At 47.4% G+C, this 20,962-nt stretch carries 20 protein-coding genes and 1 other annotated feature (1 of these 21 cut by a window edge); of the genes, 9 read left to right on the top strand and 11 right to left on the bottom strand.

Translation table 11 applies throughout. The annotated features are described in order from the left end of the window. Positions 1 to 49 precede the first annotated feature (49 nt). The 5 genes from asnS to B5E64_RS12760 are packed head-to-tail and all read left to right on the top strand — an operon-like array spanning position 50 to position 5,921. Positions 50 to 1,441 (top strand): asparagine--tRNA ligase, encoded by a 1,392-nt coding sequence (gene asnS / locus B5E64_RS12780; protein ID WP_087168855.1) that lies wholly within the window; start codon positions 50 to 52, stop codon positions 1,439 to 1,441. A 23-nt stretch (positions 1,442 to 1,464) separates the two neighbouring features. Further along, on the top strand, positions 1,465 to 2,160 hold the full coding sequence (gene vanR, locus B5E64_RS12775) for a VanR-ABDEGLN family response regulator transcription factor (protein WP_343215511.1): 696 nt from the start codon (positions 1,465 to 1,467) through the stop codon (positions 2,158 to 2,160). Position 2,161: 1 nt separating this feature from the next. Then, on the top strand, positions 2,162 to 3,358 hold the full coding sequence (locus B5E64_RS12770) for a HAMP domain-containing sensor histidine kinase (RefSeq protein ID WP_087168853.1): 1,197 nt from the start codon (positions 2,162 to 2,164) through the stop codon (positions 3,356 to 3,358). Then, positions 3,312 to 4,376 (top strand): DNA repair exonuclease, encoded by a 1,065-nt coding sequence (locus B5E64_RS12765; RefSeq protein ID WP_087168852.1) that lies wholly within the window; start codon positions 3,312 to 3,314, stop codon positions 4,374 to 4,376. Before B5E64_RS12770 ends, B5E64_RS12765 begins: the two co-directional genes overlap by 47 nt. 39 nt (positions 4,377 to 4,415) lie before the next feature. After that, entirely contained in the window at positions 4,416 to 5,921 is a 1,506-nt protein-coding gene (locus tag B5E64_RS12760; RefSeq protein ID WP_087168851.1) for an AAA family ATPase, read from the top strand. Here the strand turns inward: B5E64_RS12760 and B5E64_RS12755 are convergent. The 4 genes from B5E64_RS12755 to murC all read right to left on the bottom strand — a co-directional run bounded on the left by B5E64_RS12755 (position 5,918) and on the right by murC (position 10,721). Further along, positions 5,918 to 7,102: a ribose-phosphate pyrophosphokinase gene (locus B5E64_RS12755; protein ID WP_087168850.1), complete on the bottom strand. Its 1,185-nt coding sequence runs from the start codon at positions 7,100 to 7,102 to the stop codon at positions 5,918 to 5,920. The two genes, B5E64_RS12760 and B5E64_RS12755, sit on opposite strands and share 4 nt — an antisense overlap. Positions 7,103 to 7,113: 11 nt before the next feature. Then, positions 7,114 to 8,097 (bottom strand): ATP-binding protein, encoded by a 984-nt coding sequence (locus tag B5E64_RS12750; protein WP_087168849.1) that lies wholly within the window; start codon positions 8,095 to 8,097, stop codon positions 7,114 to 7,116. Between the two features lie 16 nt (positions 8,098 to 8,113). Beyond that, the gene (locus B5E64_RS12745) at positions 8,114 to 9,214 is read right to left on the bottom strand and encodes a DnaD domain protein (RefSeq protein WP_343284067.1); all 1,101 of its coding nucleotides are present in this window, start codon (positions 9,212 to 9,214) and stop codon (positions 8,114 to 8,116) included. Between the two features lie 124 nt (positions 9,215 to 9,338). Continuing rightward, positions 9,339 to 10,721, bottom strand: a complete 1,383-nt coding sequence (murC, locus tag B5E64_RS12740; protein ID WP_087168847.1) for a UDP-N-acetylmuramate--L-alanine ligase — start codon at positions 10,719 to 10,721, stop codon at positions 9,339 to 9,341. A 370-nt stretch (positions 10,722 to 11,091) separates the two neighbouring features. Here murC and B5E64_RS12735 point away from each other — a divergent pair, with 370 nt between their 5' ends. The 3 genes from B5E64_RS12735 to spoVG are packed head-to-tail and all read left to right on the top strand — an operon-like array spanning position 11,092 to position 13,799. Further along, positions 11,092 to 12,366, top strand: coding sequence for a glucose-1-phosphate adenylyltransferase (locus B5E64_RS12735; protein WP_087168846.1), 1,275 nt, complete (start codon positions 11,092 to 11,094; stop codon positions 12,364 to 12,366). Beyond that, positions 12,363 to 13,481, top strand: a complete 1,119-nt coding sequence (gene glgD / locus B5E64_RS12730) for a glucose-1-phosphate adenylyltransferase subunit GlgD (protein WP_087168845.1) — start codon at positions 12,363 to 12,365, stop codon at positions 13,479 to 13,481. Before B5E64_RS12735 ends, glgD begins: the two co-directional genes overlap by 4 nt. Before the next feature lie 36 nt (positions 13,482 to 13,517). After that, positions 13,518 to 13,799 carry a septation regulator SpoVG gene (spoVG, locus tag B5E64_RS12725; RefSeq protein ID WP_087168844.1) on the top strand — a complete coding sequence of 94 codons (282 nt, stop codon included), beginning with the start codon at positions 13,518 to 13,520 and terminating at the stop codon, positions 13,797 to 13,799. A gap of 136 nt (positions 13,800 to 13,935) precedes the next feature. Here the strand turns inward: spoVG and B5E64_RS12720 are convergent, their stop codons facing one another. Then, positions 13,936 to 14,634 carry an RNA pseudouridine synthase gene (locus B5E64_RS12720; protein WP_087168843.1) on the bottom strand — a complete coding sequence of 233 codons (699 nt, stop codon included), beginning with the start codon at positions 14,632 to 14,634 and terminating at the stop codon, positions 13,936 to 13,938. 168 nt (positions 14,635 to 14,802) lie between these two features. Between B5E64_RS12720 and B5E64_RS12715 the strand changes: the two genes are divergently transcribed. Next, positions 14,803 to 17,079 carry a bifunctional UDP-sugar hydrolase/5'-nucleotidase gene (locus tag B5E64_RS12715; protein ID WP_087168842.1) on the top strand — a complete coding sequence of 759 codons (2,277 nt, stop codon included), beginning with the start codon at positions 14,803 to 14,805 and terminating at the stop codon, positions 17,077 to 17,079. 116 nt (positions 17,080 to 17,195) lie between these two features. Here B5E64_RS12715 and B5E64_RS12710 read toward each other — a convergent pair whose 3' ends face one another. From B5E64_RS12710 to B5E64_RS12685, 6 genes are all read right to left on the bottom strand, one after another. After that, the gene (locus tag B5E64_RS12710; protein ID WP_087168841.1) at positions 17,196 to 17,570 is read right to left on the bottom strand and encodes a DUF3795 domain-containing protein; all 375 of its coding nucleotides are present in this window, start codon (positions 17,568 to 17,570) and stop codon (positions 17,196 to 17,198) included. Positions 17,571 to 17,607: 37 nt separating this feature from the next. Next, entirely contained in the window at positions 17,608 to 18,108 is a 501-nt protein-coding gene (locus tag B5E64_RS12705) for an AAA family ATPase (protein ID WP_087168840.1), read from the bottom strand. Positions 18,109 to 18,165: 57 nt separating this feature from the next. Continuing rightward, positions 18,166 to 18,519, bottom strand: coding sequence for an inorganic pyrophosphatase (locus tag B5E64_RS12700; protein WP_087168839.1), 354 nt, complete (start codon positions 18,517 to 18,519; stop codon positions 18,166 to 18,168). Between the two features lie 16 nt (positions 18,520 to 18,535). Continuing rightward, positions 18,536 to 19,606, bottom strand: coding sequence for a hypothetical protein (locus B5E64_RS12695; RefSeq protein ID WP_087168838.1), 1,071 nt, complete (start codon positions 19,604 to 19,606; stop codon positions 18,536 to 18,538). A 277-nt stretch (positions 19,607 to 19,883) separates the two neighbouring features. Further along, on the bottom strand, positions 19,884 to 20,252 hold the full coding sequence (locus tag B5E64_RS12690) for an HI0074 family nucleotidyltransferase substrate-binding subunit (RefSeq protein ID WP_087168837.1): 369 nt from the start codon (positions 20,250 to 20,252) through the stop codon (positions 19,884 to 19,886). Then, entirely contained in the window at positions 20,239 to 20,574 is a 336-nt protein-coding gene (locus B5E64_RS12685; RefSeq protein WP_242960186.1) for a nucleotidyltransferase domain-containing protein, read from the bottom strand. The genes B5E64_RS12690 and B5E64_RS12685 overlap by 14 nt, the downstream gene beginning before the upstream one ends. Before the next feature lie 281 nt (positions 20,575 to 20,855). Beyond that, positions 20,856 to 20,962: a binding site (T-box leader), on the top strand (it continues 98 nt past the right edge of the window).

Genomic DNA, 20,962 nt, shown 5'->3' with positions numbered 1-20,962 from the left:
ACCATGCTATAATGATACAAAGTCGAAAAGAGACTGGAGGATAATAAAGATGGAATTAGTAACAGTAAAAGAATTATACAGGAAAACAGATTCGTACCTGGACAAGGAGGTATCCATCGGAGGATGGGTAAGAAGCATCCGGGATTCCAAGGCGTTTGGTTTTATTGTAGTAAATGACGGCTCTTTCTTTGAGCCGATTCAGGTGGTATACCACGATACGATGGAGAACTTCAAAGAGATCTCCAGATTAAACGTAGGGGCAGCCATTGTAGTAAAGGGAACTCTCGTTGCGACGCCGCAGGCAAAGCAGCCGTTTGAGATTCAGGCAGAAGAGATTACGGTAGAAGGAGCTTCCGCTCCGGACTACCCGCTTCAGAAGAAGCGCCACACACTGGAATTTTTAAGAACAATGACACATCTGCGCCCAAGAACAAATACGTTCCAGGCAGTGTTCCGCGTACGTTCTCTTGCAGCCTACGCGATTCACCAGTTCTTCCAGGAGAGAGGATTCGTGTATGTGCACACTCCGCTGATCACCGGAAGCGACTGTGAGGGTGCAGGAGAGATGTTCCAGGTAACGACAATGGATCTTCAGAATCCGCCGAAACTGGAAGATGGAAGCATCGATTACAGCAAGGATTTCTTCAACAAACACACAAGCCTGACGGTAAGCGGACAGCTCAACGCAGAGACATTTGCACAGTCCTTCCGTGATGTCTATACATTCGGACCGACATTCCGTGCGGAGAATTCCAACACGACCCGCCATGCGGCAGAGTTCTGGATGATCGAGCCGGAGATCGCATTTGCGGATCTGGAAGACGATATGGATCTTGCAGAAGCAATGTTAAAATATGTGATCCGCTACGTGATGGAAAACGCACCGGAAGAGATGAAGTTTTTCAACTCCTTTATTGACAAAGGACTTCTGGACCGTCTGACAAATGTGGTCGAATCCGAATTCGCAAGAGTGACATATACAGAAGCGATTGAGATTCTGGAGAAAAACAACGACAACTTCGAGTATAAGGTATCATGGGGATGTGATCTTCAGACCGAGCATGAGAGATACCTGACCGAAGAAATTTATAAGAAACCGGTATTTGTAACCGACTATCCGAAGGAAATCAAAGCATTCTATATGAAGCAGAACGACGATGGAAAGACCGTTGCCGCCATGGACTGCCTTGTGCCGGGAATCGGTGAAATCATCGGAGGAAGCCAGAGGGAGGACGACTACGGGAAACTCCGCAGCAGAATGGAGGAACTCGGCATGGATCTGGATGAATACGGATTCTATCTGGATCTGAGAAAATACGGATCCACCCGTCACGCAGGCTACGGACTCGGATTTGAACGGTGCATCATGTACCTGACCGGAATGTCCAATATCCGTGACGTACTGCCGTTCCCAAGAACGGTCAACAACTGTGAACTGTAGATAAAATTCAGAAAAGGGGAGAAATCATGAATCATATTCTGGTTGTGGATGATGAGAGGGAGATAGCGGATGTTATTGAGCTGTATTTGAAAAATGACCAGTATGAGGTGTTGAAATTCTATACGGGCGAGGAGGCCCTTGCCTGTATAGAAACCACGAAGATTGATCTGGCGCTTCTGGACGTCATGCTGCCGGATATCGATGGATTTACGATTCTGAAAAAGATCAGGGAGAAGTACAATTTCCCGGTGATCATGCTGACGGCAAAGACCGAGTATATCGACAAGATTACCGGACTGACACTCGGAGCGGACGATTACATCGCAAAGCCGTTTAACCCGCTGGAGCTGGTTGCCAGAGTAAAGGCACAGATCCGCCGCTACACGAAGTACAATGACGGCGGCAGGGCGGAGAGCGATGTCATTGATTTTGGCGGTCTGTTTCTGGACCGCAATTCCCACGAGTGTGTCTTCAATGAAAAAAATCTGACACTGACTCCGATCGAGTTTGACATTCTGTGGCTGCTCTGTGAGAACAGAGGAAAGGTCATCAGTTCGGAAGAGCTCTTTGAAAACGTGTGGCACGAGAAGTACTATAAGAACAGCAACAATACCGTCATGGTACATATCAGACATCTTCGGGAGAAGATGAGCGGTCCTATGGGAAAATCAGATTTCATCAAGACGGTCTGGGGAGTGGGATACAAGGTTGAAGAGTAGATTGAAAAAATTTAAGAAAAGTAAATACAGGAAACTGAAGATCAGCCTGCTTCTGCAGACAGTATTGATCACCGCGCTTACAGTTCTGGTCGGTGGATTTCTGCTGGAATACATCATCGATGGGGTCTACAACGATGACGTATCCGAGATTTTCATCGGCTTCCTGAAATTCTTTCATGTAGAAGAGCAGCATGCCATCGCATTGTACTGGCAGATTCTTGGAAACAATAAGACGTTCTTCATGATGATCGGGTTTTTGGCACTGTTTGCGCTTTTTTTCTATATTGCGCTGTCAAAAATGATTACGTATCTGGAAGACGTTGAAAAAGAGATCGGGAAACTCGTCTCCCGTTCCCAGGAGCCGATCCATCTGATTCCGGAACTGGAGCCGATCGAGACAAAGCTGAACAATATCAAGTATACGCTGGAGCGGCAGGAGCGTGAGGTGCAGGAAAGTGAACAGAGAAAGAATGATCTGGTCGTCTTTCTGGCGCATGACCTCAAAACGCCGCTGACATCCATTGTGGCGTATTTGAGTATGCTGGAATCCCATCCGGATCTTCCGGAGGAGGAGAGGATCAAGTACACGGGGATTTCCCTTGAGAAGGCAATCCGACTCGGGAAACTGATCGAAGAGTTTTTTGAGATCACGAAATTTAATGCACAGGACATTGTTCTGGAAAAGACAGAACTGAATTTAAGCAGAATGCTGGAGCAGATTGCAGATGAGATGTACGCGGTCCTTCAGGGCAAGAACTTAAAATGTGAGGTGGAGGCGGATGACGATATCGTTGTCCGGGCCGACCCGGACAAGCTTGCCAGAGTATTTGACAATCTCATGCGGAACGCCATTGCCTACTGCAGGAAGGATTCGACGATCCGGATCCATGTTTCACAGGATGAGAGTAACGCGCTGATTGTCTTTGTCAACGAAGGACCGAAAATTTCCAATGACAAGCTGCAGCATATTTTTGAGAAATTCTTCCGGGCGGACGATTCCAGGTCCAGTGAAACCGGAGGAGCGGGGCTCGGTCTTGCCATCGCAAAAGAGATCGTGGAACTTCACGGCGGCAGAATCTCTGCCCAGAGCGATGATCATGAGACCCGGTTTATCGTAGTCCTTCCAAAGAAAGAGAAAGGGGAACTTCAGGATGAAATTCATACATACATCGGACCTGCATCTCGGAGTGAGGCCTGATGCGGGACCGGAATATACGAAGAGACGCCCGGAAGAGATCTGGGAGACCTTCAAAAGCATTCTTGACCGGTGTGAGGACGAGCAGATTGACCTGCTTCTGATTTCGGGGGATGTGTTCCACAGACAGCCGCTTTTACGGGAACTGAAAGAGCTCAACGCCATGTTTGCGGGACTGTCTCATACAAAAGTCGTATTTACGGCCGGAAATCATGATTACTTAAAACCCAATTCCATGTACCGGAATTTCAAGTGGGCGGGCAATGTCGTTCCGCTTCTGGAAGGACGCCTTCTGAAAGTCGAGTTCCCGGAATTTCGGACCGCGGTATCCGGATTCAGTTACCTGGACAGAGAATTGCAGGGCGGAATCAGGGTAGAGTGGAAGTGTGTCCGGAGCATGGAAAACGAGATTCTTCTCCTTCACGGAGGAGACGAGAAACATCTTTCGTTTAAGAGGGCAGAGGTGGATCTGCTCGGTTATGATTATACGGCTCTTGGCCACATTCACAAACCGGATCCGGAAATAACGGGAAAATGCCGGTACAGCGGTTCTCCGGAGCCGACAGACCCGAATGACACCGGAAAACACGGGTATGTGATAGGAACCGCGGAGAATGGCGTAGTCGAGACAGAGTTTGTTCCTGCGGCAAAGCGGGAGTACATCCATCTGGATATTCCGGTGGACGAGAACATGACAGGCCGTCTCCTTCTGGATACCCTCCGGGAGAAGATCGAGGAAAACGGCGTGGAAAATATGTACCGCTTTACACTGAAAGGACTCCGGGACCCGGATATCCGTTTTGATACCGTAAATATGGATGCGGGCGGAGGTGTCGTTGACATCCGGGATATGACAACCCCGGCTTATGACTATGAAAAGCTGTGCGCTTCCAACGGCCAGAACCTCCTTGGAAGATTTATCCAGAGTTTTCTTGAACAGGAAGAGGAAAGCCGCGGCGAAGTAGAGCAGATGGCGCTGTACGAGGGTGTACAGGCGATTCTGGAGACGAGAAAAGAGTAACCGATACACAAAAGAGAGAAAAAGGGGATACAAGAAGAGATGAAGTTAGAGCGACTGGAACTTTGGAGTTTCGGAAAATTCCATAACAGAACGATTGAACTTTCCGACGGGATCAATCTGTTCAGCGCAGAAAATGAGGCGGGGAAATCGACGGTCTATGCGTTTATTAAAAGTATGCTCTTTGATGTGGAAAGAGGACGCGGAAGAGGCGCGGCAAAGGATGAGTTCCACCAGTATGAGCCGTGGAGGAATCCGACTCAGTACTGCGGAATGGTCCGGTTTGAGAGCGGAGGACGGCATTTCCAGCTGGAAAGGGATTTTGCCAGAAAGGGAAAGAAGACAAGGCTTTTCTGTCTGGATGATGGAGAGGAACTTTCCGAAGAGAGCGGGGATCTTCAGGCGCTGCTGCTGGATCTGGATGCTGCCGGGTTTGAAAATACAGTGGCAGTCGGACAGCTGAAGGTCAGGCCTGGAGAAGAGCTTTCCTCTGCTCTGAAAAATTATGCGGCCAACTATTATGCATCGGGTGCGGGAAATATGGATCTGGAGGCGGCCCTTGCAGGACTTCAGAAGCGAAAAAAGGAGATAAGCATTCTTCTGCGCGAGGAAGCCCGGAAACGGCTTCAGAAACGGGAAGAGGCGGAACGTGCGGCCGAATATATCGCAAAAGATCTGGACCGTATTCAACGGGAAGCGGCAGCAGGCGAAGAAGAGATCCGGAGAGGGAAGCGGCTCCTGGATACGTATGAGCAGGCGCGGGGTGAACAGAAAAAGAAGAAGTTCCCGCTGAAAGGAGCGGCGGTCTGGTTTGCAGTGCTGATTCTCCTGATGATACTTCTTCCATCCTCCATCCGTTATTTTACAGCTGTGATCTGGGCAGCGGCAGGGCTTCTGGCCGAACTTTGGGTAATGCGGCCGGAGCCGGAGAGAGAGCAGACAGAGGAAGAACAGGCTGTCAGAAGAAGAATTGACAAGCTGAAATGGAACAGGGAGAAGCTGAGATCGGACCGAAGAGACAGACAGGTGGAATATGAGAACCTGCAGGAAATGATTTCCGAGGCATGTACTGTTTCCGAAGAGGAGAAGAACCTGGAACAGAAAAAAGCGGCACTGGAACTCGCGGCCGAAAGAATGCAGGAGGTATCCGGAGATGTAAGAAAAGAAACAGGAAACCGCCTTGCAAAGCGGGCAGCTGAAATTCTGGGAGAGCTTACGGACGGACGCTATACCAGGATCTTTATCGAAGAAGGGCTGGAAATCAGCATTTTTGACGGCATCCGTAAGATTCCGATTCACATGATGAGCCGGGGAACGATTGAGCAGATCTACTTTGCGGTAAGGATGGCGGCATCTGAAATTCTTTACGAAGAACCACTCCCGATCATTCTCGACGACACCTTTGCGTATTACGATGATAAACGAATGGAAGCGGCACTCCGGTGGCTGGCCGGACAGAAAAAACAAGTGCTCCTCTTCACCTGTCAGAACAGGGAAAAAGAAGCACTTGATCATATGCATCTTGCATACCGTGACGGATGGGATTAAATCTCCTCTCCGTTGCGGTATTTGTTTACTACATGCTGGATACGCTCGCTCGGACTTAAGATACTGCTGATAGAACCGTCATGATTCAGTGTATCGATCAGAAGAGCGATGTACTTGCTCATGTCGCAGTTGATATAGTACGGACGGCTTAAAAGCTCCGGTGTCTGATAAATCAGGTTAGTTGTGAGGATATTGTTGATGATGCCTTCCTCGTATGCCTTGTCGAATTTCTCAAGACCATTTGTGAACAGACCGAATGTTGCAGCGGCAAAGATCCGGTTTGCCTTTCTTTCTTTCAGCTGTTTTGCGACATCGATCATACTGTCTCCGGAGGAGATCATATCGTCAAGAATGATCACATCCTTGCCCTCTACGGAATCACCGAGGAACTCGTGGGCAACAATCGGATTGCGGCCGTCAACGATTCTTGTGTAATCACGGCGTTTATAGAACATACCCATATTCAGGCCAAGGACATTGGCAAGATAGATTGCACGTCCGGTCGCACCTTCGTCCGGGCTGATTGCCATCATGTGATCACTGTCGATCTTCAAATCTTTTACAGTTCTTAAAAGTCCCTTTACAAACTGATAAGTCGGACGGACAGTTTCAAATCCGCTCAGCGGAATCGCGTTCTGTACCCGTGGATCGTGGGCGTCAAAGGTAATGATATTGTCCACACCCATTTTTACAAGCTCCTGAAGAGCCAGCGCACAGTCCAGAGACTCACGGCTGCTGCGCTTGTGCTGGCGGCTCTCGTAGAGGAACGGCATGATGACATTGACACGGCGCGCCTTCCCTCCGATCGCGGCGATGATACGCTTCAGATTCTGAAAGTGGTCGTCCGGGGACATGTGGTTGATCTGACCGTTCAGGGAATAGGTCAGGCTGTAGTTGCAGACATCCACCATCAGATAGATATCCTTTCCACGGATGGATTCGCTGAGTACGCCTTTTGCTTCTCCTGATCCGAAACGCGGTGTAGCGGCGTGGATCAGATAATTGTCTTTTTCATATCCGGTAAAAACAACGTCGTCTTTGAAGACATGTCCATCTTCTTTTCGCCATTTGACAATATAGTCATTGACTTTCTGGCCCATCTCCTCACAGCCCGTCAGGGCGATAATGCCAAGGGCTCCTACAGGGATATTTTCCAGATTTCGTTCTGTACGGTGCAGCATTGCTTTGCCTCCTATTTCATTAGTTTCTTTTTGATTCTGATATCGTCACCCGCAAGTTTGAGCAGGCGGTAGTTACTGCTGATGCGGGAAAACGTTCTTTCGCTATATATTGATTTTATCTCATTTAATGACAAATTGGTAGAGATAATAGTAGATTTCTTCTGCAAAATCCGGTCATTCAGGCAGATAAACAGCTGGGAGACCGTAAAGGAATTGGTAAGCTCCGTCCCAAGGTCATCGATAATCAGAAGCTCGCACTCGTCCAGCAGGGCGCCGGCCTGGCGCTTCTCCGGGTCTGTGTCAAACTCTCTGCTTCCCAGAATATCAAAGAGCTGCGAGGACGTCACGTAAATCACCGAGTGAATATGATCCATCAGCTCTCTGGCAATACAGTGGGTCAGAAAGGTCTTTCCGACTCCGGTATTTCCGTAGATCAGAAGATTCTGGAACTTGCTTCCAAAGCTGTCCACAAAGGATCGGCACACATGAAGCGCCTCTTTTGCCATATCCAGCGAACTTTTGCCGCTCACCGGATCAATAAAATCCGAAGAATAGTAATCCATCCGGAAATAAGAAAAATTTTCACTCTCTAAAATATCCTGCAGGTTGGACTGGGTGTAGAGCAGGTCAATCTCCGCCTTCTGGAAACAACGGCATTTCCGGCCGTCAAGATATCCTGTGTCCTGACAGTCCGGACATTCATAGGAAGGTTCCAGATAGTCCGAAGGGTAACCGGAACCGGCAAGCAGTGCCTGCTTTTCATCCCTCAGGGCATGAAGCCTTTCCCGGAATCGGGCAGGCGCATCGGCATTGCCATCGATCAGCGCTCTGGCTCCTGCAACACCAAGGTGTGAGATCTCCTCGTCAATCTCACGGATCCGGGGAATCTTTTCATATATTTCACTGTAATGGCGGGTCAGCCTGTCGTGCGTCCGAAGATGCTTCTGCTCGTAGATCCGCATAATGGCGTCATACTGTGAATTCGTCAGTGCCATGAAACTTCTCCTTTACTCAGCTCTGTAAAAGCTGTCTCTCCAGGTCGTCCATATTGTAGTCGCGCTCCTCGAAATTACTGAACTTTGTCTTTTTCCCGGAAGCCGGAGCCGGCTGGGAAGCAGACTTCTCGGAACGCTTCTTGATGTAGGCGGCATCGATAGCCGCAATATCCGCAAGGTGATGTACACCTTTCTGGTGCCAGTTCGTCAGGATCTTGTCCGCGTATTCAAAACTTGGCTGGTGGATGGCGGAAACGGTACGGCTGCATGCCTCCACAATAATATCAATGGTAAAGCCGTACTGCCCGGTCCACTTCTTCACAAGCTCTGTCTCAACCGGAGCGGCCATGCGCCCGGTGATGCCGAATGCTTTCAGAACCGCTGTGCAGTCCTTATTGTAAAAGGAAGCGGATCTTCTTGCCTCTGATACGGTCCGGATACCGGCATCCGCCCAGGCAAGAGCTACGGACTTGATGTAGTGCATGCTCCGGTGTCCGTTCTCTACGCAGTACTCGATCAGATACTCGGTCAGCTCCACGGAGAACTGTAAGGTGTCATAGAAATAAGTAAGTGTCTCCACATCGGAAGGAGACAGGGTACGTCCGATGTACTGCTCGGCGATGAACAGAAGCTGCTTGAATTCCCGGCGGCTCTTGTATTCGCTGATATCACCGATCGGAGGAGTCGCAGGGGCGGAATCCACAGGACTGTCCACGGCAGGAACAGGCGTATCCTCCGGAACAGAGGCCGGAGCGGCAACCTGGCTGTCCGGCACAGGTATGTCCACAGATGCAGAAGGAGCGTCCGCCTTTTTCGCGGCATCCGATTTCTGCGGTGCGTCCATCTGAAGTCCGCGCATCTCGCCGTCCGGGCCGTACTCGATCGTAAGAAGCCCTTTCTTCGCCCAGTATTTCAAAGCGCGGATAATATCTCCCTCTGTGTTATCCAGAATCTCCGCAAATTCGGAAACCGAAAAAGGAGAACTGCTCTCCATACGGCGCAGCAAAAGGAGATATACTTTGACGTATTCCCCGTTCGCCTTTGCCATGTAGGAGTCGATAAATGCATTATCAACACACGTAAAATGTTGTCCCGTACAATCTGTGATTTTTAACATACCCATTCCTCGAAACCTCTGTCTTTCTTTCTAAAGTAAAGGTATTATAGCACTTTAAGACCGGGAGAAAAAGCATTATTTTTCCCACACTTTGTGGATAAAACAGTGTGGATTCTGTGGAAAACTACCGTTTGAGAAGACTCTCCCCAATATTTACAACATCTCCGGCCCCCATAGTTATCAACAGGTCGTCTTTTTTACAATTTTCCAAAATGAATGTTTCGATCTCATCAAAGCCCGGAAAATAGTGCACATCGCACCCTTTTGCCTTTAATTCGTCCGCCAGAAGCCCGGAAGACATGCCGAGTGTATCGGTCTCGCGGGCCGCGTAGATATCTGCAAGAATGATATGATCCGCAAGGGAAAGTGCATCCGCGAACTCATGGAAAAAGGCTTTTGTCCGGCTGTAGGTGTGAGGCTGGAAGACGCACCATGTCTCCTTGTGCGGGTAAGACTTTGCCGCCTCCAGAGTAGCCCGGATCTCGGTCGGATGGTGCGCGTAATCGTCCACAATGTGGAAACCGTTCACGTCTCCTTTATACTGGAAACGACGGTCCGTGCCTTCGAAGGAGAGAAGTCCCTCCCGGATCTTCTCCATCGGGACGTCCAGAAGCGATGCCGCGGCGATGGCTGCCAATGCATTGGATACATTGTGAAGTCCGTTTACGGAAAGCTGGATTCGTCCTGCCTCCTGCCCTTTGACAAGGAGAAGGAAAGAAACATTGCCTTTCTCATCGTGGGTAATCTCTTTTGCGCTGAAATCCGCATTTTCCCTGTGCACATCGTAGATGATGACATTACAGTCAAGTCCCTCCAGGATCTCTTCCAGATGGCTGATCTCTCCATTGATAATCAGAGTGCCGTCATCAGGAAGAAGCTTCGCAAAGGTATGGAAAGAATTGCGGATGTCGTCAATATCTTTAAAGAAGTCCATATGGTCTTCCTCGATATTCAGGATGATACTGATCTTCGGGAAGAAGTGATGGTAGCTGTTTGTATATTCACAGGCTTCTGTGACAAAGACCTCGGAGCCGCCGACACGGATATTGCCGTGGATGGCCTTTAAAATTCCGCCTACGGAGATCGTGGGATCCTTCTCTCCGGCGAGAAGAATATGGGAAAGCATGGAAGTCGTCGTCGTCTTCCCGTGGGTTCCGGCTACTGCGACCGGAATTTTGTAGTTAGTCATCAGCTGGCCAAGCAGCTCGGCCCGGCTGAGCATCGGAAGGCCGCGTCTTACCGCCTCCTGATATTCCTCATTATCTTCGTGGATGGCCGCCGTGTACACGACGACCTGTACAGTATCTTCTATATTGGAAGCCTTCTGACCGATGAAAACTTTCGCGCCCATCGAAACCAGATGATCTGTGAGAGAAGACTCCTTATTATCAGAACCGCTGACGGTAAAATGTTCGTCCAGTAAGATTTCGGCAAGCCCGCTCATGCTGATACCGCCGATGCCGATAAAATGAATATGAACAGGTTCGTTAAAGTTAATTTTGTACATATTTTACACTTCCGTTTCTGGCTTATTTTACATACCGGCGGGGAGAAAATCCCTGCCGGTCTGCTGTTCCCGTTCATTGTAGCATAACAAAATGAAAGATACAACGCTTCAAGGCCAGAACATTTTACCCTGAAAAATGTGAAAAAGCAGTTCTGAAAGAAAGCCTGTCCGCATAGTAATATATAGAGCAGGAGAGAAAAAAATACACAAAATTGCCTTAAAAACAACACCGTGTCTATAAAAAGCGGTTAAGATTATGTAAAATGCATAAAAAATAGAAGGAAAACGGCAAAAATATATAAAATTTACTCGATATTTATAAAAAGTGTGTTATAATAATGACATTAAATTACTGACAAGGGGTGAGGACATGATAAAAAAAGAGATGATAGCAATGCTGCTGGCCGGTGGACAGGGAAGCAGGCTTGGTGTTTTGACTGCCAAAGTGGCGAAGCCTGCAGTAGCGTTCGGCGGCAAGTACAGGATTATCGATTTTCCGCTCAGTAACTGCATTAATTCGGGGATCGATACAGTCGGAGTCCTGACACAGTATCAGCCGCTTCGTCTGAATTCTCATATTGGAATCGGAATCCCATGGGATCTGGACCGCAATGTGGGCGGTGTCACGATTCTGCCGCCATATGAGAAAAGCACGAACAGCGAGTGGTATACTGGAACGGCAAATGCGATCTATCAGAACCTGGATTATATGGAGTCGTTTAATCCGGACTATGTGCTTATTTTATCCGGTGATCATATTTACAAAATGGATTATGAAGTAATGCTGGATTATCATAAAGAGCACAATGCGGATGTCACCATCGCTGCCATGCCGGTGCCGCTTGAGGAGGCAAGCCGGTTTGGAATTGTAGTTGCGGATGAGGAAGGACGCATCAATGATTTCCAGGAAAAACCAAAGGAGCCGAGGAGCAATCTGGCGTCCATGGGAATTTATATTTTCAGCTGGCCGGTGCTCAAAGATGCGCTTGTAAAAATGTCAGACGAGCCGTCCTGTGACTTTGGAAAGCACGTGATTCCGTACTGCCATGAAAATGGCAAGCGTCTTTTCGCGTATGAGTACAATGGTTACTGGAAAGATGTAGGAACACTTGGATCCTACTGGGAAGCCAACATGGAACTGATAGATCTGATTCCGGAATTCAATCTTTATGAAGAATTCTGGAAGATTTACACGAACAGTTCGATCCTGCCGCCGCAGTATATTTCCGATCAGGCGGTTGTGGAACGCAGCATTATCAGCAATGGTTCCGAGATTTACGGAGAAGTCCGTAATTCCGTGATCGGTGCCGGGGTTGTGATCGGAAAAGGAACGGTTGTCAGAGATTCTATTATTATGAAAGACACCGTGATCGGTGAAAACGGCGTGATTGACAAGTCGATCATTGCGGAGAATGTCCGGATTGGAGATCATGTGACGCTGGGCATCGGAAGTGATGTGCCGAATAAGGAAAAGCCGGCGATCTACTCCTTCGGGCTTGTGACGATCGGAGAGAATTCCGTGATCCCGTCCAATGTTCAGATTGGCAAGAATACTGCCATCAGCGGCGTGACAGAGGCGGAGGACTATCCGAACGGAGTGCTGGAAAGCGGAGAGACATTGATAAAGGCAGGTGAACGCGTATGAGAGCAGTAGGGATCATTCTGGCAGGCGGCAATAATCATAAAATGCGTGAACTGACATATAAACGGGCTGTGGCAGCCATGCCGGTGGCAGGAAGCTACCGGTGCATTGATTTCGCACTCAGCAATATGACCAATTCTCATATTCAGAAAGTTGCAGTATTGACACAGTACAACGCGAGATCTTTAAATGAGCACCTGAGTTCATCCAAATGGTGGGATTTCGGTAGAAAACAGGGAGGACTTTTTGTTTTTACTCCGACGATTACACTGGAAAACGGCAGCTGGTACCGGGGAACCGCAGACGCGATTTATCAGAATCTCGACTTCCTGAAAAAATGCCATGAGCCGTACGTTATCATTACATCCGGTGATGCTGTGTACAAACTGGATTACAACGAAGTTCTGGAATATCATATTAAGAAAAAAGCAGATATTACAGTAGTATGCAAGGATCTCGCACCGGGCGAAGATGCGACGAGATTCGGAACAATCAAGATGGACGATTCCATGAGAATTCAGGAGTTCGAGGAAAAACCGATGGTGGCAAATTCCAATACCATTTCCACTGGAATCTATGTGATCCGCCGCAGACAGCTGATCGATCTGATTGAACATGCAGCACAGGAGGACCGTTACGATTTCGTCAACGATATCCTGATCCGTTATAAGAATCTTAAAAAGATTTACGGATATAAGATCTCCAGCTACTGGAGCAATATTTCCACAGCAGAAGCATACTATCAGACAAATATGGATTTCCTGAGGCCGGAAGTGCGGAATTACTTTTTCAAAGAGTATCCGCCGGTATACTCCAAAGTCAGTGATCTTCCGCCGGCAAAATACAATCCGGGATCCTACGTAAAGAACAGTCTTGTCTCCAGTGGATGTATTGTGAACGGAACCGTGGAAAATTCGATCCTGTTCAAGAAAGCATTCATCGGAAACAACTGTGTTGTAAGAAATTCAATTATCATGAATGATGTTTATCTTGGAGATAATACATACATTGAAAACTGTATCGTGGAAAGCCGCGATACAATCCGTGCCAACACAAGGCACGTCGGGGAAAACGGCATCAAAATTGTTGTCGAAAAGAATGAGAGATATGCGCTTTAGCGAGCATATATAGTACTTAAGAAAGGGGCAGGTAATATGCAGATTACAGATGTGCGCGTAAGAAAAGTAGCAAAAGAGGGGAAATTAAAGGCAGTTGTGTCAATAACGATGGATGAAGAGTTTGTCGTACACGACATCAAAGTTATCGAAGGGGAAAAAGGACTGTTCATCGCAATGCCTAGCAAAAAGGCTTTGGACGGAGAGTACAGAGATATCGCTCACCCAATCAATTCTGATACAAGAAACCGTATCCAGAGCATCATCCTCGAGAAATATGAGCAGGCTTTGACAGAAGAGGACGGAGAAGACCAGGAATAAAATGTTTTAGGGTTATGTAAAGGACAATTTAAAGGATAAGAAAGCCGGAAAAAGCAGATACCGAAAAGGGATGCTTTTTCCGGCTTTTTGATTGCCGGTCCATGGAGGAAATCAAAAGACCTCGCCACAGGAAAGATCAAAAGAGGTTGCCCGGATCTTCCGCAGAAAAGAAGGGCCGGATTTCAAAGTGAAGCGGTTTTTTTGTGGACGGGTGCAGAAAATCAAGCCGGCAGGCGCAGAGATGGAGTCTGCGGGAAGGAATGCCGTCCGGATTGTATTTGCGGTCTCCGAGAATCGGGCACCCTGCATGGGCAAGCTGGACGCGGATCTGGTGGTGGCGCCCGGTGTGCAGATGAACCGAAAGCCGGCAGAAACGCTGACTATCCTTTGTAAATTCGCCCAGAACCTGATAGTCCAGCAGTGCCTTTTTGGCATCGGGCGTATCCGGTGAACAGACGGAAGAAAGATTCGTGCGTCCATCCCGGACAAGCCAGTCGGTCAAAGTTCCGGAAGACTCAGTCGGAGCACCTTCCGTGACAGCCTCATAATATTTCCCGAAACCATCCCCGGTAAGCTGGGTGTTTAATGCGGCGGCCGCCTTTTTCGTCTTCCCAAATACGAGAATTCCTTCTACAGGCTGGTCAAGCCGATGGATGACAGCAAGATACGGTGCTCCCTTCAACGGAGTCCCGCTTTTCCTTGCCTCCCGCATGAGATGATTTTTCAGAAGGCTGACCATGTCCTGGGACGAAAAAGATGCAGTCTGGACAGCCGTCCCGGCAGGTTTATGACAGACGAGGATCTCCGGATCCTCGAATAAGATTTCTGGTTTCATAACAAGCTCCTTTCATTTCACACATCATATCATATCCCGGAATGGTTGGCAAAGAAAAATCAATGTGACCGGACGGCACAAAAAATGGGAGAAACAATGTTTCGGCCGGGCAAAGGGAATGGTATAATAGAAACGGAACCAGGGAGACGATTCAATAAGGAGTGGAAGATGAGAAACAGAAAATGTATTCTTGCGGCTGTTCTGGCGCTCGGACTGACTTTCCAGGCTGTTCCGGTTTCAGCGGAAGAAACTGCGCAGACAGAGGAAGAGACGACAGAGATTACGATTTATCATACAAATGATACCCATGGATATCTTCAGGGTGACGGGGAATCTGTAATCGGGCTGCCGCTTGTGGCTGGACTGAAAAATGCGGATGAGAATGCGATTCTGGTAGATGCCGGAGACGCTACGCAGGGACTGCCGCTTGCCTCGCTGACGCAGGGAAACGATGTGATCCAACTGATGAATCTGGCGGGCTATGATGTCATGGCGGCAGGAAACCATGAGTTTGATTTTGGAACAGACGCATTTCTTAAAAATGTGTCACTGGCAGAATTCCCGGTGCTGGCGGCGAATATTTACAAAGATAATCAGCTGCTGCTTGCAGGACAGCAGGACGATACAGACGGCTGTCATGTGATCATTGAAAGACAGGGAAAGAAGATCGGATTTTTCGGGCTGACGACAACAGAGACCGCTTCAGCGACAAATCCGGAAGGAATCCAGGGAGTGACTTTTGCTGACGAGATTGAAACAGCAAAAACAGAGATTGCGCATCTGGAAGAAGCAGGAGCGGATGTTGTGATTGCAGTCGCCCACATGGGAGATGAGACCGGTGGAGCGGACTGTACGTCGGAAGATCTGGCAAACGGGATGACAGGCGAGTATCAGGGGAAGCTGGATGCGATCATTGACGGACACAGTCATACCGTGGAAAACGAGGAGGTCAACGACGTCCAGATTGTACAGACCGGAACAGGTCTGAGTGCAGTCGGAAAACTGACTGTATCGGTAAGTGAGAACAGTGATCCGGTCGTGACGGAGGAACTGCTTGGAATAGAAGACTTTGCGGAAGTAACGCCGGATGCAGAGGTAGCCGCAGAGCTTGAGAAAATTACCAGTGAGCAGAATGATTCGCTTCAGGAAGTGATCGGATCCACACCGACCACGCTCTGGGCAGGATGGATTGGAAATGTACCGCCGACAAGATTTGTAGAGACCAACTATGGAGATCTGGCGGCAGATGCCATCGCAGGTGCGGCAAAAGCTATGGTACAGCAGAATGGAACTGAAGAGGAAAAACAGATGCCGGTAGTCGGTGTGGAAAACGGCGGAGGAATCCGGGAGATGATTCCCAATGGAGATATCACAAAGGGAGACCTTGTGTCCACATTCCCGTTTTCCAACACGATCTATATGAAGAAAATCACTCCGAAGATTTTGTATGAGGTGATGGAACAGTCCGGCTCCAGTCTGGACGGGCAGGATCCGGAGACAGGTATGCTGCTTCAGCAGTCAGTGTCCGGAGGATTTTTACAGATTTCCGGATTCCAGGTCGTATTTAATCCGGATGCGGAACAGGGAAGCAGAGTCGTGTCCATCACCCTTGACGGACAGAGCACTCCGCTTGACCGGACAGATGATACGACCCAGATTATTATGGCGGGAAACAATTACATTATGAGCGGCGGCAACGATTATACCATGCTTGCAGATCTTCCGAAATACGCGGAAGCAGGAGGAGAGCTGGAGACAATCGAGGCTTATGTTGAGAACAGTCTGAATAACGGCACGCTGTCCGGATATCAGGGAACAAAAGGAAGGATCGCTTATACAGGAAGCGTTTACCAGCCGAAAGACTATACCGCTTCCGTGAAAATCGTAAATGAAGATGGAAGCGTCTTCGCAAATCAGGAGATCAGTTACCGTGTAGACGGCGGCGAAGGCCAGATGGGCAGGACTGATGAAAACGGAATCCTTCATATCACCGTTACAGATGGCGGACATGGAATCCGTGTTTCCGATTCACAGGATGAGGTCTATGTGGACAACTATGCGGGACTTGGTATTGTAGAAGATGCGCTGAGAGCGATTCCGGAGCTTACGGCACCGGAAGCAGGAAGCGAAATTCCGGTGAACAGCACGGAAGAGCCGAAAGACCCGGAGGATCCGGAAGATACGTCCAAAGATGAAGAAACCACAGACCCGGGAAAAGATACGGGAACAGGTTCCGGCGGTTCGGAAGAGGATAAGAAAGATCCGGGGGCTTCGGACGGAACGACAAACACAGGCAATACAACAAAAACAGATAACGGTGCAGACGGACAGAAAAAAGCAGTAAAGACCGGTGATGAAGCTCCGGTTGAAGCTGCGGGAACTGCGGCGATCGTATCACTGGCTGTTATTGCAGCAGTGCTTGGTACAAAGGTAAGACGGAAATAGCGGGCGCTCCGGTTTCGTGCAGAAACTGTAAGGGAAACGGATTCTGTTTAAAATGATAATGCCCCTCATCGGGAAGTGGATGAAATCATCCGGGAGCTTCCGATGAGGGGCATCGTTTATTTTTTGAGATTTTCTTCCTTGTTAAAAAAGGATGCCTGTAACATACGGTATTCTTCTGCAGTGCAGACTTCCTTGGCTTTTTGCTCATAAGCAGAAGAACGTTTCAGCATATCCTTTATTTTTTCGCACGGAAACTGCACACACTGATTACATTTTTCTACGTTATGTTCTTTGGTACATTCTACCAGATGGTAGGTGCATTGTTTATGAGAAGAACATCCCTGACATCGGATTTCTTCCGAGGAAACAATCCTGTCTCGCCAACCGATTCGGTACCACAACTCGGCAGTTTTTTCTAACTCCTGTTCTGTTTTTGCGAGATAACGCGGACATTCTAGACAGTTATCTCCGCATAATGTGATTTTTTCCATCGTAGTTCCTCCTGTGCCGTGAGAGCCAATAAATTGATTATGGTTTCATCATCTGTTGTACAATCCGTTCAGCGGTTTCGCTGATTGACAGATAGCTGGTATCCATGCAGTTTTCCAGTGTCGAAAAATGCGGTAATGATTTCAGACTGATTTCGAGCCATTGATCTGTCCGCCATTCACAGGTCTTATCCTGTCTCCAGCGCTGAATGAGCTGTTCTTCACCGCACAGCAATGTGACGCTGACCAGTTCCAGTTGCAGGGCGCAAATACCGTCAATGATACGCCGATATACCCATTCATCATCTATCAGCCATACGAGTACAATCATCCGGCATACAGAACAGTTTTTATAATTTCCGATCATATGTAGAATATTGTCGACGGCCATTACTTTTGTCTCCTGATTGCCGACAAATGGATGCAGATCCAGACACCAGTCACCGTCGATAAAGGCGGTGCCGGGATACTGATCCGCAATGTATCTCCCGACTGTGGTTTTTCCGACACCCATCGGGCCATTAATGATGATTACATTCATAAATTCTTTCCCTCATAATAAAAATTGTAAAGATGCGGAACTTTCTGCCAGACAGCATCAGACCGGACGGCGGATCAAAAGCCCTTTCATATTAGACGTCCGGTTATGCATCTTATATATCGTTTCTTTCTCTTCTTCAGTACATCCAATCAAGACTTTTATTTCAGAATCTTTTTTTACGATATCCACGGTACAGATGACAGCGTCAACTTCTTTCCCGCCGGTTCCAACCCAGACATCAATTCCGCCGCCGTCCATGGATGCAGTGCCTTTTAGATATCCATAGTCTGCTGCGTAAATCTGTTCCGGATACCGGGGATGTACACTACCCTTAGGACGATCAATGACAATTTCGCTGCTATGAACCAGTTCATCTAAAAGATTCCAGAATTCAAGATCAAAGGTATTCATAAAGCGGCCTCCTTTTTTACCATTCGGATAACTGGGGACAAACATCCAATATATCTTGTCCGGATAACGGAAGGTTGGTTTTGCCTTTCAGTCTTTCGATAATGTCAGGCATGGGAGAAGCGACGATTTTTCTTCGGGTTTTTATTTCTTTCCCACATTTCGGGCAGACGTGCTGCGTAGAAGGAAGACAACTTTGCCTGCCTGTTTCAAACAGATCAGTACCGCAATCAGGGCATTTGACAGAAGCAATTTGATCTTTTAAGTATGGAAGCGTCTTTTGCGCCATATAGAGCTGGACCATATTTGCATCCAGACAAATCCCGTCAATTTCTACTTCGCTGTAGGTGGCATCAATAACCGGGCGGGAATTATCCTGAGTATATGCATGGACATGGATTCCCTCAGTTTCTGTTTCTGGGCCAGTACAGAAGAAAGCCGGATTGAAACCCCAGATTGAGATGCCCAAAGGGAAATCCTGCTGTTTTATGCTTAATTTGCGAGTAGCCTTTACGAAATTTGCAGGAAAATGAAATTCGCTAAATAAACCATTGGCTTTTATAATAGGATTTCCAATTTCTGCAGTTTTTTCATAAAAATTTCGTCCGCAGCCTGAACAAAGATGTTTTTTGTGGGGATTTGCGGCAAACCAGTCTTTATCAAGATGCGGAAATCCGCAGTGTGGACATTCCAGGTAAGCAGTTTTCTGATTTAAGATATTGGAGGCCAGGTATGAAACCGCAGCAGTATAATCAAAAGAAACTTGCTGGTCTCCATTTGTTATCTGGAGAAGATGGCAGAATTTGTCAGCCTCGTTACCCGTTTGAACACGAATTCCAAAGGCGGAATCCATCTTTGCAGTATCATATACGGCCGGAACATATGCCCATAAAGCGATGTTGCCGGACTCCTCCTGGAGATTTACGGTCAAAGAATCCTGCGGCACGTCTGTAGCAGGATTGCTCTGGGCTAAACAAGTATGAAATTTTTCACCTTTTCCGTTACCGGCCGGAGCATGATGTGTCGTACACCAGTAGCGGTCAGTACCGTTTCGGTTTTTCCCCACATAAACAATGTTACATTTTTTCATTGCGGCTCCTTTTAATGTAGAACGCTCAAAATTTCTCCTTAAATATTCATATAGTGTATGATTAGCTTTTCGAAACTTTATCCAGCACCGTATATATGATGAGGTTTAAAATCAAGTAAAAGATAGATAAGACAGCAAGAATTTTGATGTCAATAGAGTGAGTCAGTATCAAAGTCATAGCAGCATACGAAATCAAAAATACGATAAAGCTGATGAGTGTCTGCTTTATTGGTTTCATTTGATCACTCTTTCCGAAAATTTATCATAGATTACGAAACTACAGCCAGTTAGCGTCTATTTCATTTTTTAAGTTGCAAAACATTGCATAGAAAGATTCCTTTGCCTGAGACACAATTTCCAGAGCAATGTCTTCATTGTATGAATGTGCAACATTATTGCGTTCCTGTAAGGCGCGTAGCCATAATTCTTCGTCCTTGATCATACCAGCCTGATAAGCAGTTTTTAGAATAATTTTAGGTGATCCTGTTGCACTGGCTTCATAAATCATTTTCCATGACTGCTCGAAACAGATTTCATATAACCCGACCAAGCCAGTAAGAATAACCGTATCATCATAAGGTTCAGTATATTTATATATCTGCCTCATGTTTGATAAAGCGGAACAAAAATTATCATATTTTTTCATAAAGTGTTTTCCCCTCCTTTTTTATAGACTCGCGTAATTCGGGCTGCATTGCCCGTTCCAGATCAACAATATCATATTTTAACAGCGTAGAAGTTTCTTCATCCAGATCCAAAGAAAAACGGGCTATATTTCCGCCGCTTACCGCAAGATCAATGTCACTGGTTGGGGAAAAATCTCCTCTTGCACGGGAGCCAAACAGAATAACTTGTCGAATGTTGTACTTCTGGGCCAATGCGGAGATTTCATTGAGGACTCTTTGATTGATTCCGGTGCTGGAAGGTGTGATTTTCATAGAAGTGTGTAGTTTTGTAATTTCACTCATTATACTGCACTCCTTTCTTTTTCTAATCATAGCATAGAAGAAAAGAAAAAGAAATTGTAAAAACCATGACATACCATGTACAAAAACGTTATGAGTTCCACCCGTACTCAACAGAAGGAAGATGCATCTTACATGCAAGCATGACGCTGCATCTTGCTTCTGCCGAGTACGGTGTGAACAGTAACACAAAAACGGGCAAATTAGTAGGAATCAATGCGTTTTACTTGACACTCCCGATTTTTTCGGGTAAAATTTGAATAATTTCATGGCGAAAGCCGAATAAATGAACGATGAAGGGGAATAGTAAGCCTAAGAGAAGTTTCAGAGAAGAGGCGGGTGGTGCGAGCCTTTGACGGATCACGGCTGAACCGGACCTGGAGTTCCTGTA

It is taken from the genome of Drancourtella sp. An12, from assembly GCF_002160935.1.
Lineage (GTDB): Bacteria > Bacillota > Clostridia > Lachnospirales > Lachnospiraceae > Sellimonas > Sellimonas catena.
Note: the sequence above shows the minus strand (reverse complement) of the source record. Positions and strands in the feature narration are given on the sequence as shown.

Bases quoted from the DNA above. Each gene is read 5' to 3' on its own strand.
- asnS (WP_087168855.1), top strand. From the start codon at position 50: ATGGAATTAGTAACAGTAAAAGAATTATACAGGAAAACAGATTCGTAC.
- B5E64_RS12765 (WP_087168852.1), top strand. From the start codon at position 3,312: ATGAAATTCATACATACATCGGACCTGCATCTCGGAGTGAGGCCTGAT.
- B5E64_RS12760 (WP_087168851.1), top strand. From the start codon at position 4,416: ATGAAGTTAGAGCGACTGGAACTTTGGAGTTTCGGAAAATTCCATAAC.
- B5E64_RS12755 (WP_087168850.1), bottom strand. From the start codon at position 7,102: ATGCTGCACCGTACAGAACGAAATCTGGAAAATATCCCTGTAGGAGCC.
- B5E64_RS12750 (WP_087168849.1), bottom strand. From the start codon at position 8,097: ATGGCACTGACGAATTCACAGTATGACGCCATTATGCGGATCTACGAG.
- B5E64_RS12745 (WP_343284067.1), bottom strand. From the start codon at position 9,214: ATGTTAAAAATCACAGATTGTACGGGACAACATTTTACGTGTGTTGAT.
- murC (WP_087168847.1), bottom strand. From the start codon at position 10,721: ATGTACAAAATTAACTTTAACGAACCTGTTCATATTCATTTTATCGGC.
- B5E64_RS12735 (WP_087168846.1), top strand. From the start codon at position 11,092: ATGATAAAAAAAGAGATGATAGCAATGCTGCTGGCCGGTGGACAGGGA.
- glgD (WP_087168845.1), top strand. From the start codon at position 12,363: ATGAGAGCAGTAGGGATCATTCTGGCAGGCGGCAATAATCATAAAATG.
- spoVG (WP_087168844.1), top strand. From the start codon at position 13,518: ATGCAGATTACAGATGTGCGCGTAAGAAAAGTAGCAAAAGAGGGGAAA.
- B5E64_RS12720 (WP_087168843.1), bottom strand. From the start codon at position 14,634: ATGAAACCAGAAATCTTATTCGAGGATCCGGAGATCCTCGTCTGTCAT.
- B5E64_RS12715 (WP_087168842.1), top strand. From the start codon at position 14,803: ATGAGAAACAGAAAATGTATTCTTGCGGCTGTTCTGGCGCTCGGACTG.
- B5E64_RS12710 (WP_087168841.1), bottom strand. From the start codon at position 17,570: ATGGAAAAAATCACATTATGCGGAGATAACTGTCTAGAATGTCCGCGT.
- B5E64_RS12705 (WP_087168840.1), bottom strand. From the start codon at position 18,108: ATGAATGTAATCATCATTAATGGCCCGATGGGTGTCGGAAAAACCACA.
- B5E64_RS12700 (WP_087168839.1), bottom strand. From the start codon at position 18,519: ATGAATACCTTTGATCTTGAATTCTGGAATCTTTTAGATGAACTGGTT.
- B5E64_RS12695 (WP_087168838.1), bottom strand. From the start codon at position 19,606: ATGAAAAAATGTAACATTGTTTATGTGGGGAAAAACCGAAACGGTACT.
- B5E64_RS12690 (WP_087168837.1), bottom strand. From the start codon at position 20,252: ATGAAAAAATATGATAATTTTTGTTCCGCTTTATCAAACATGAGGCAG.
- B5E64_RS12685 (WP_242960186.1), bottom strand. From the start codon at position 20,574: ATGAGTGAAATTACAAAACTACACACTTCTATGAAAATCACACCTTCC.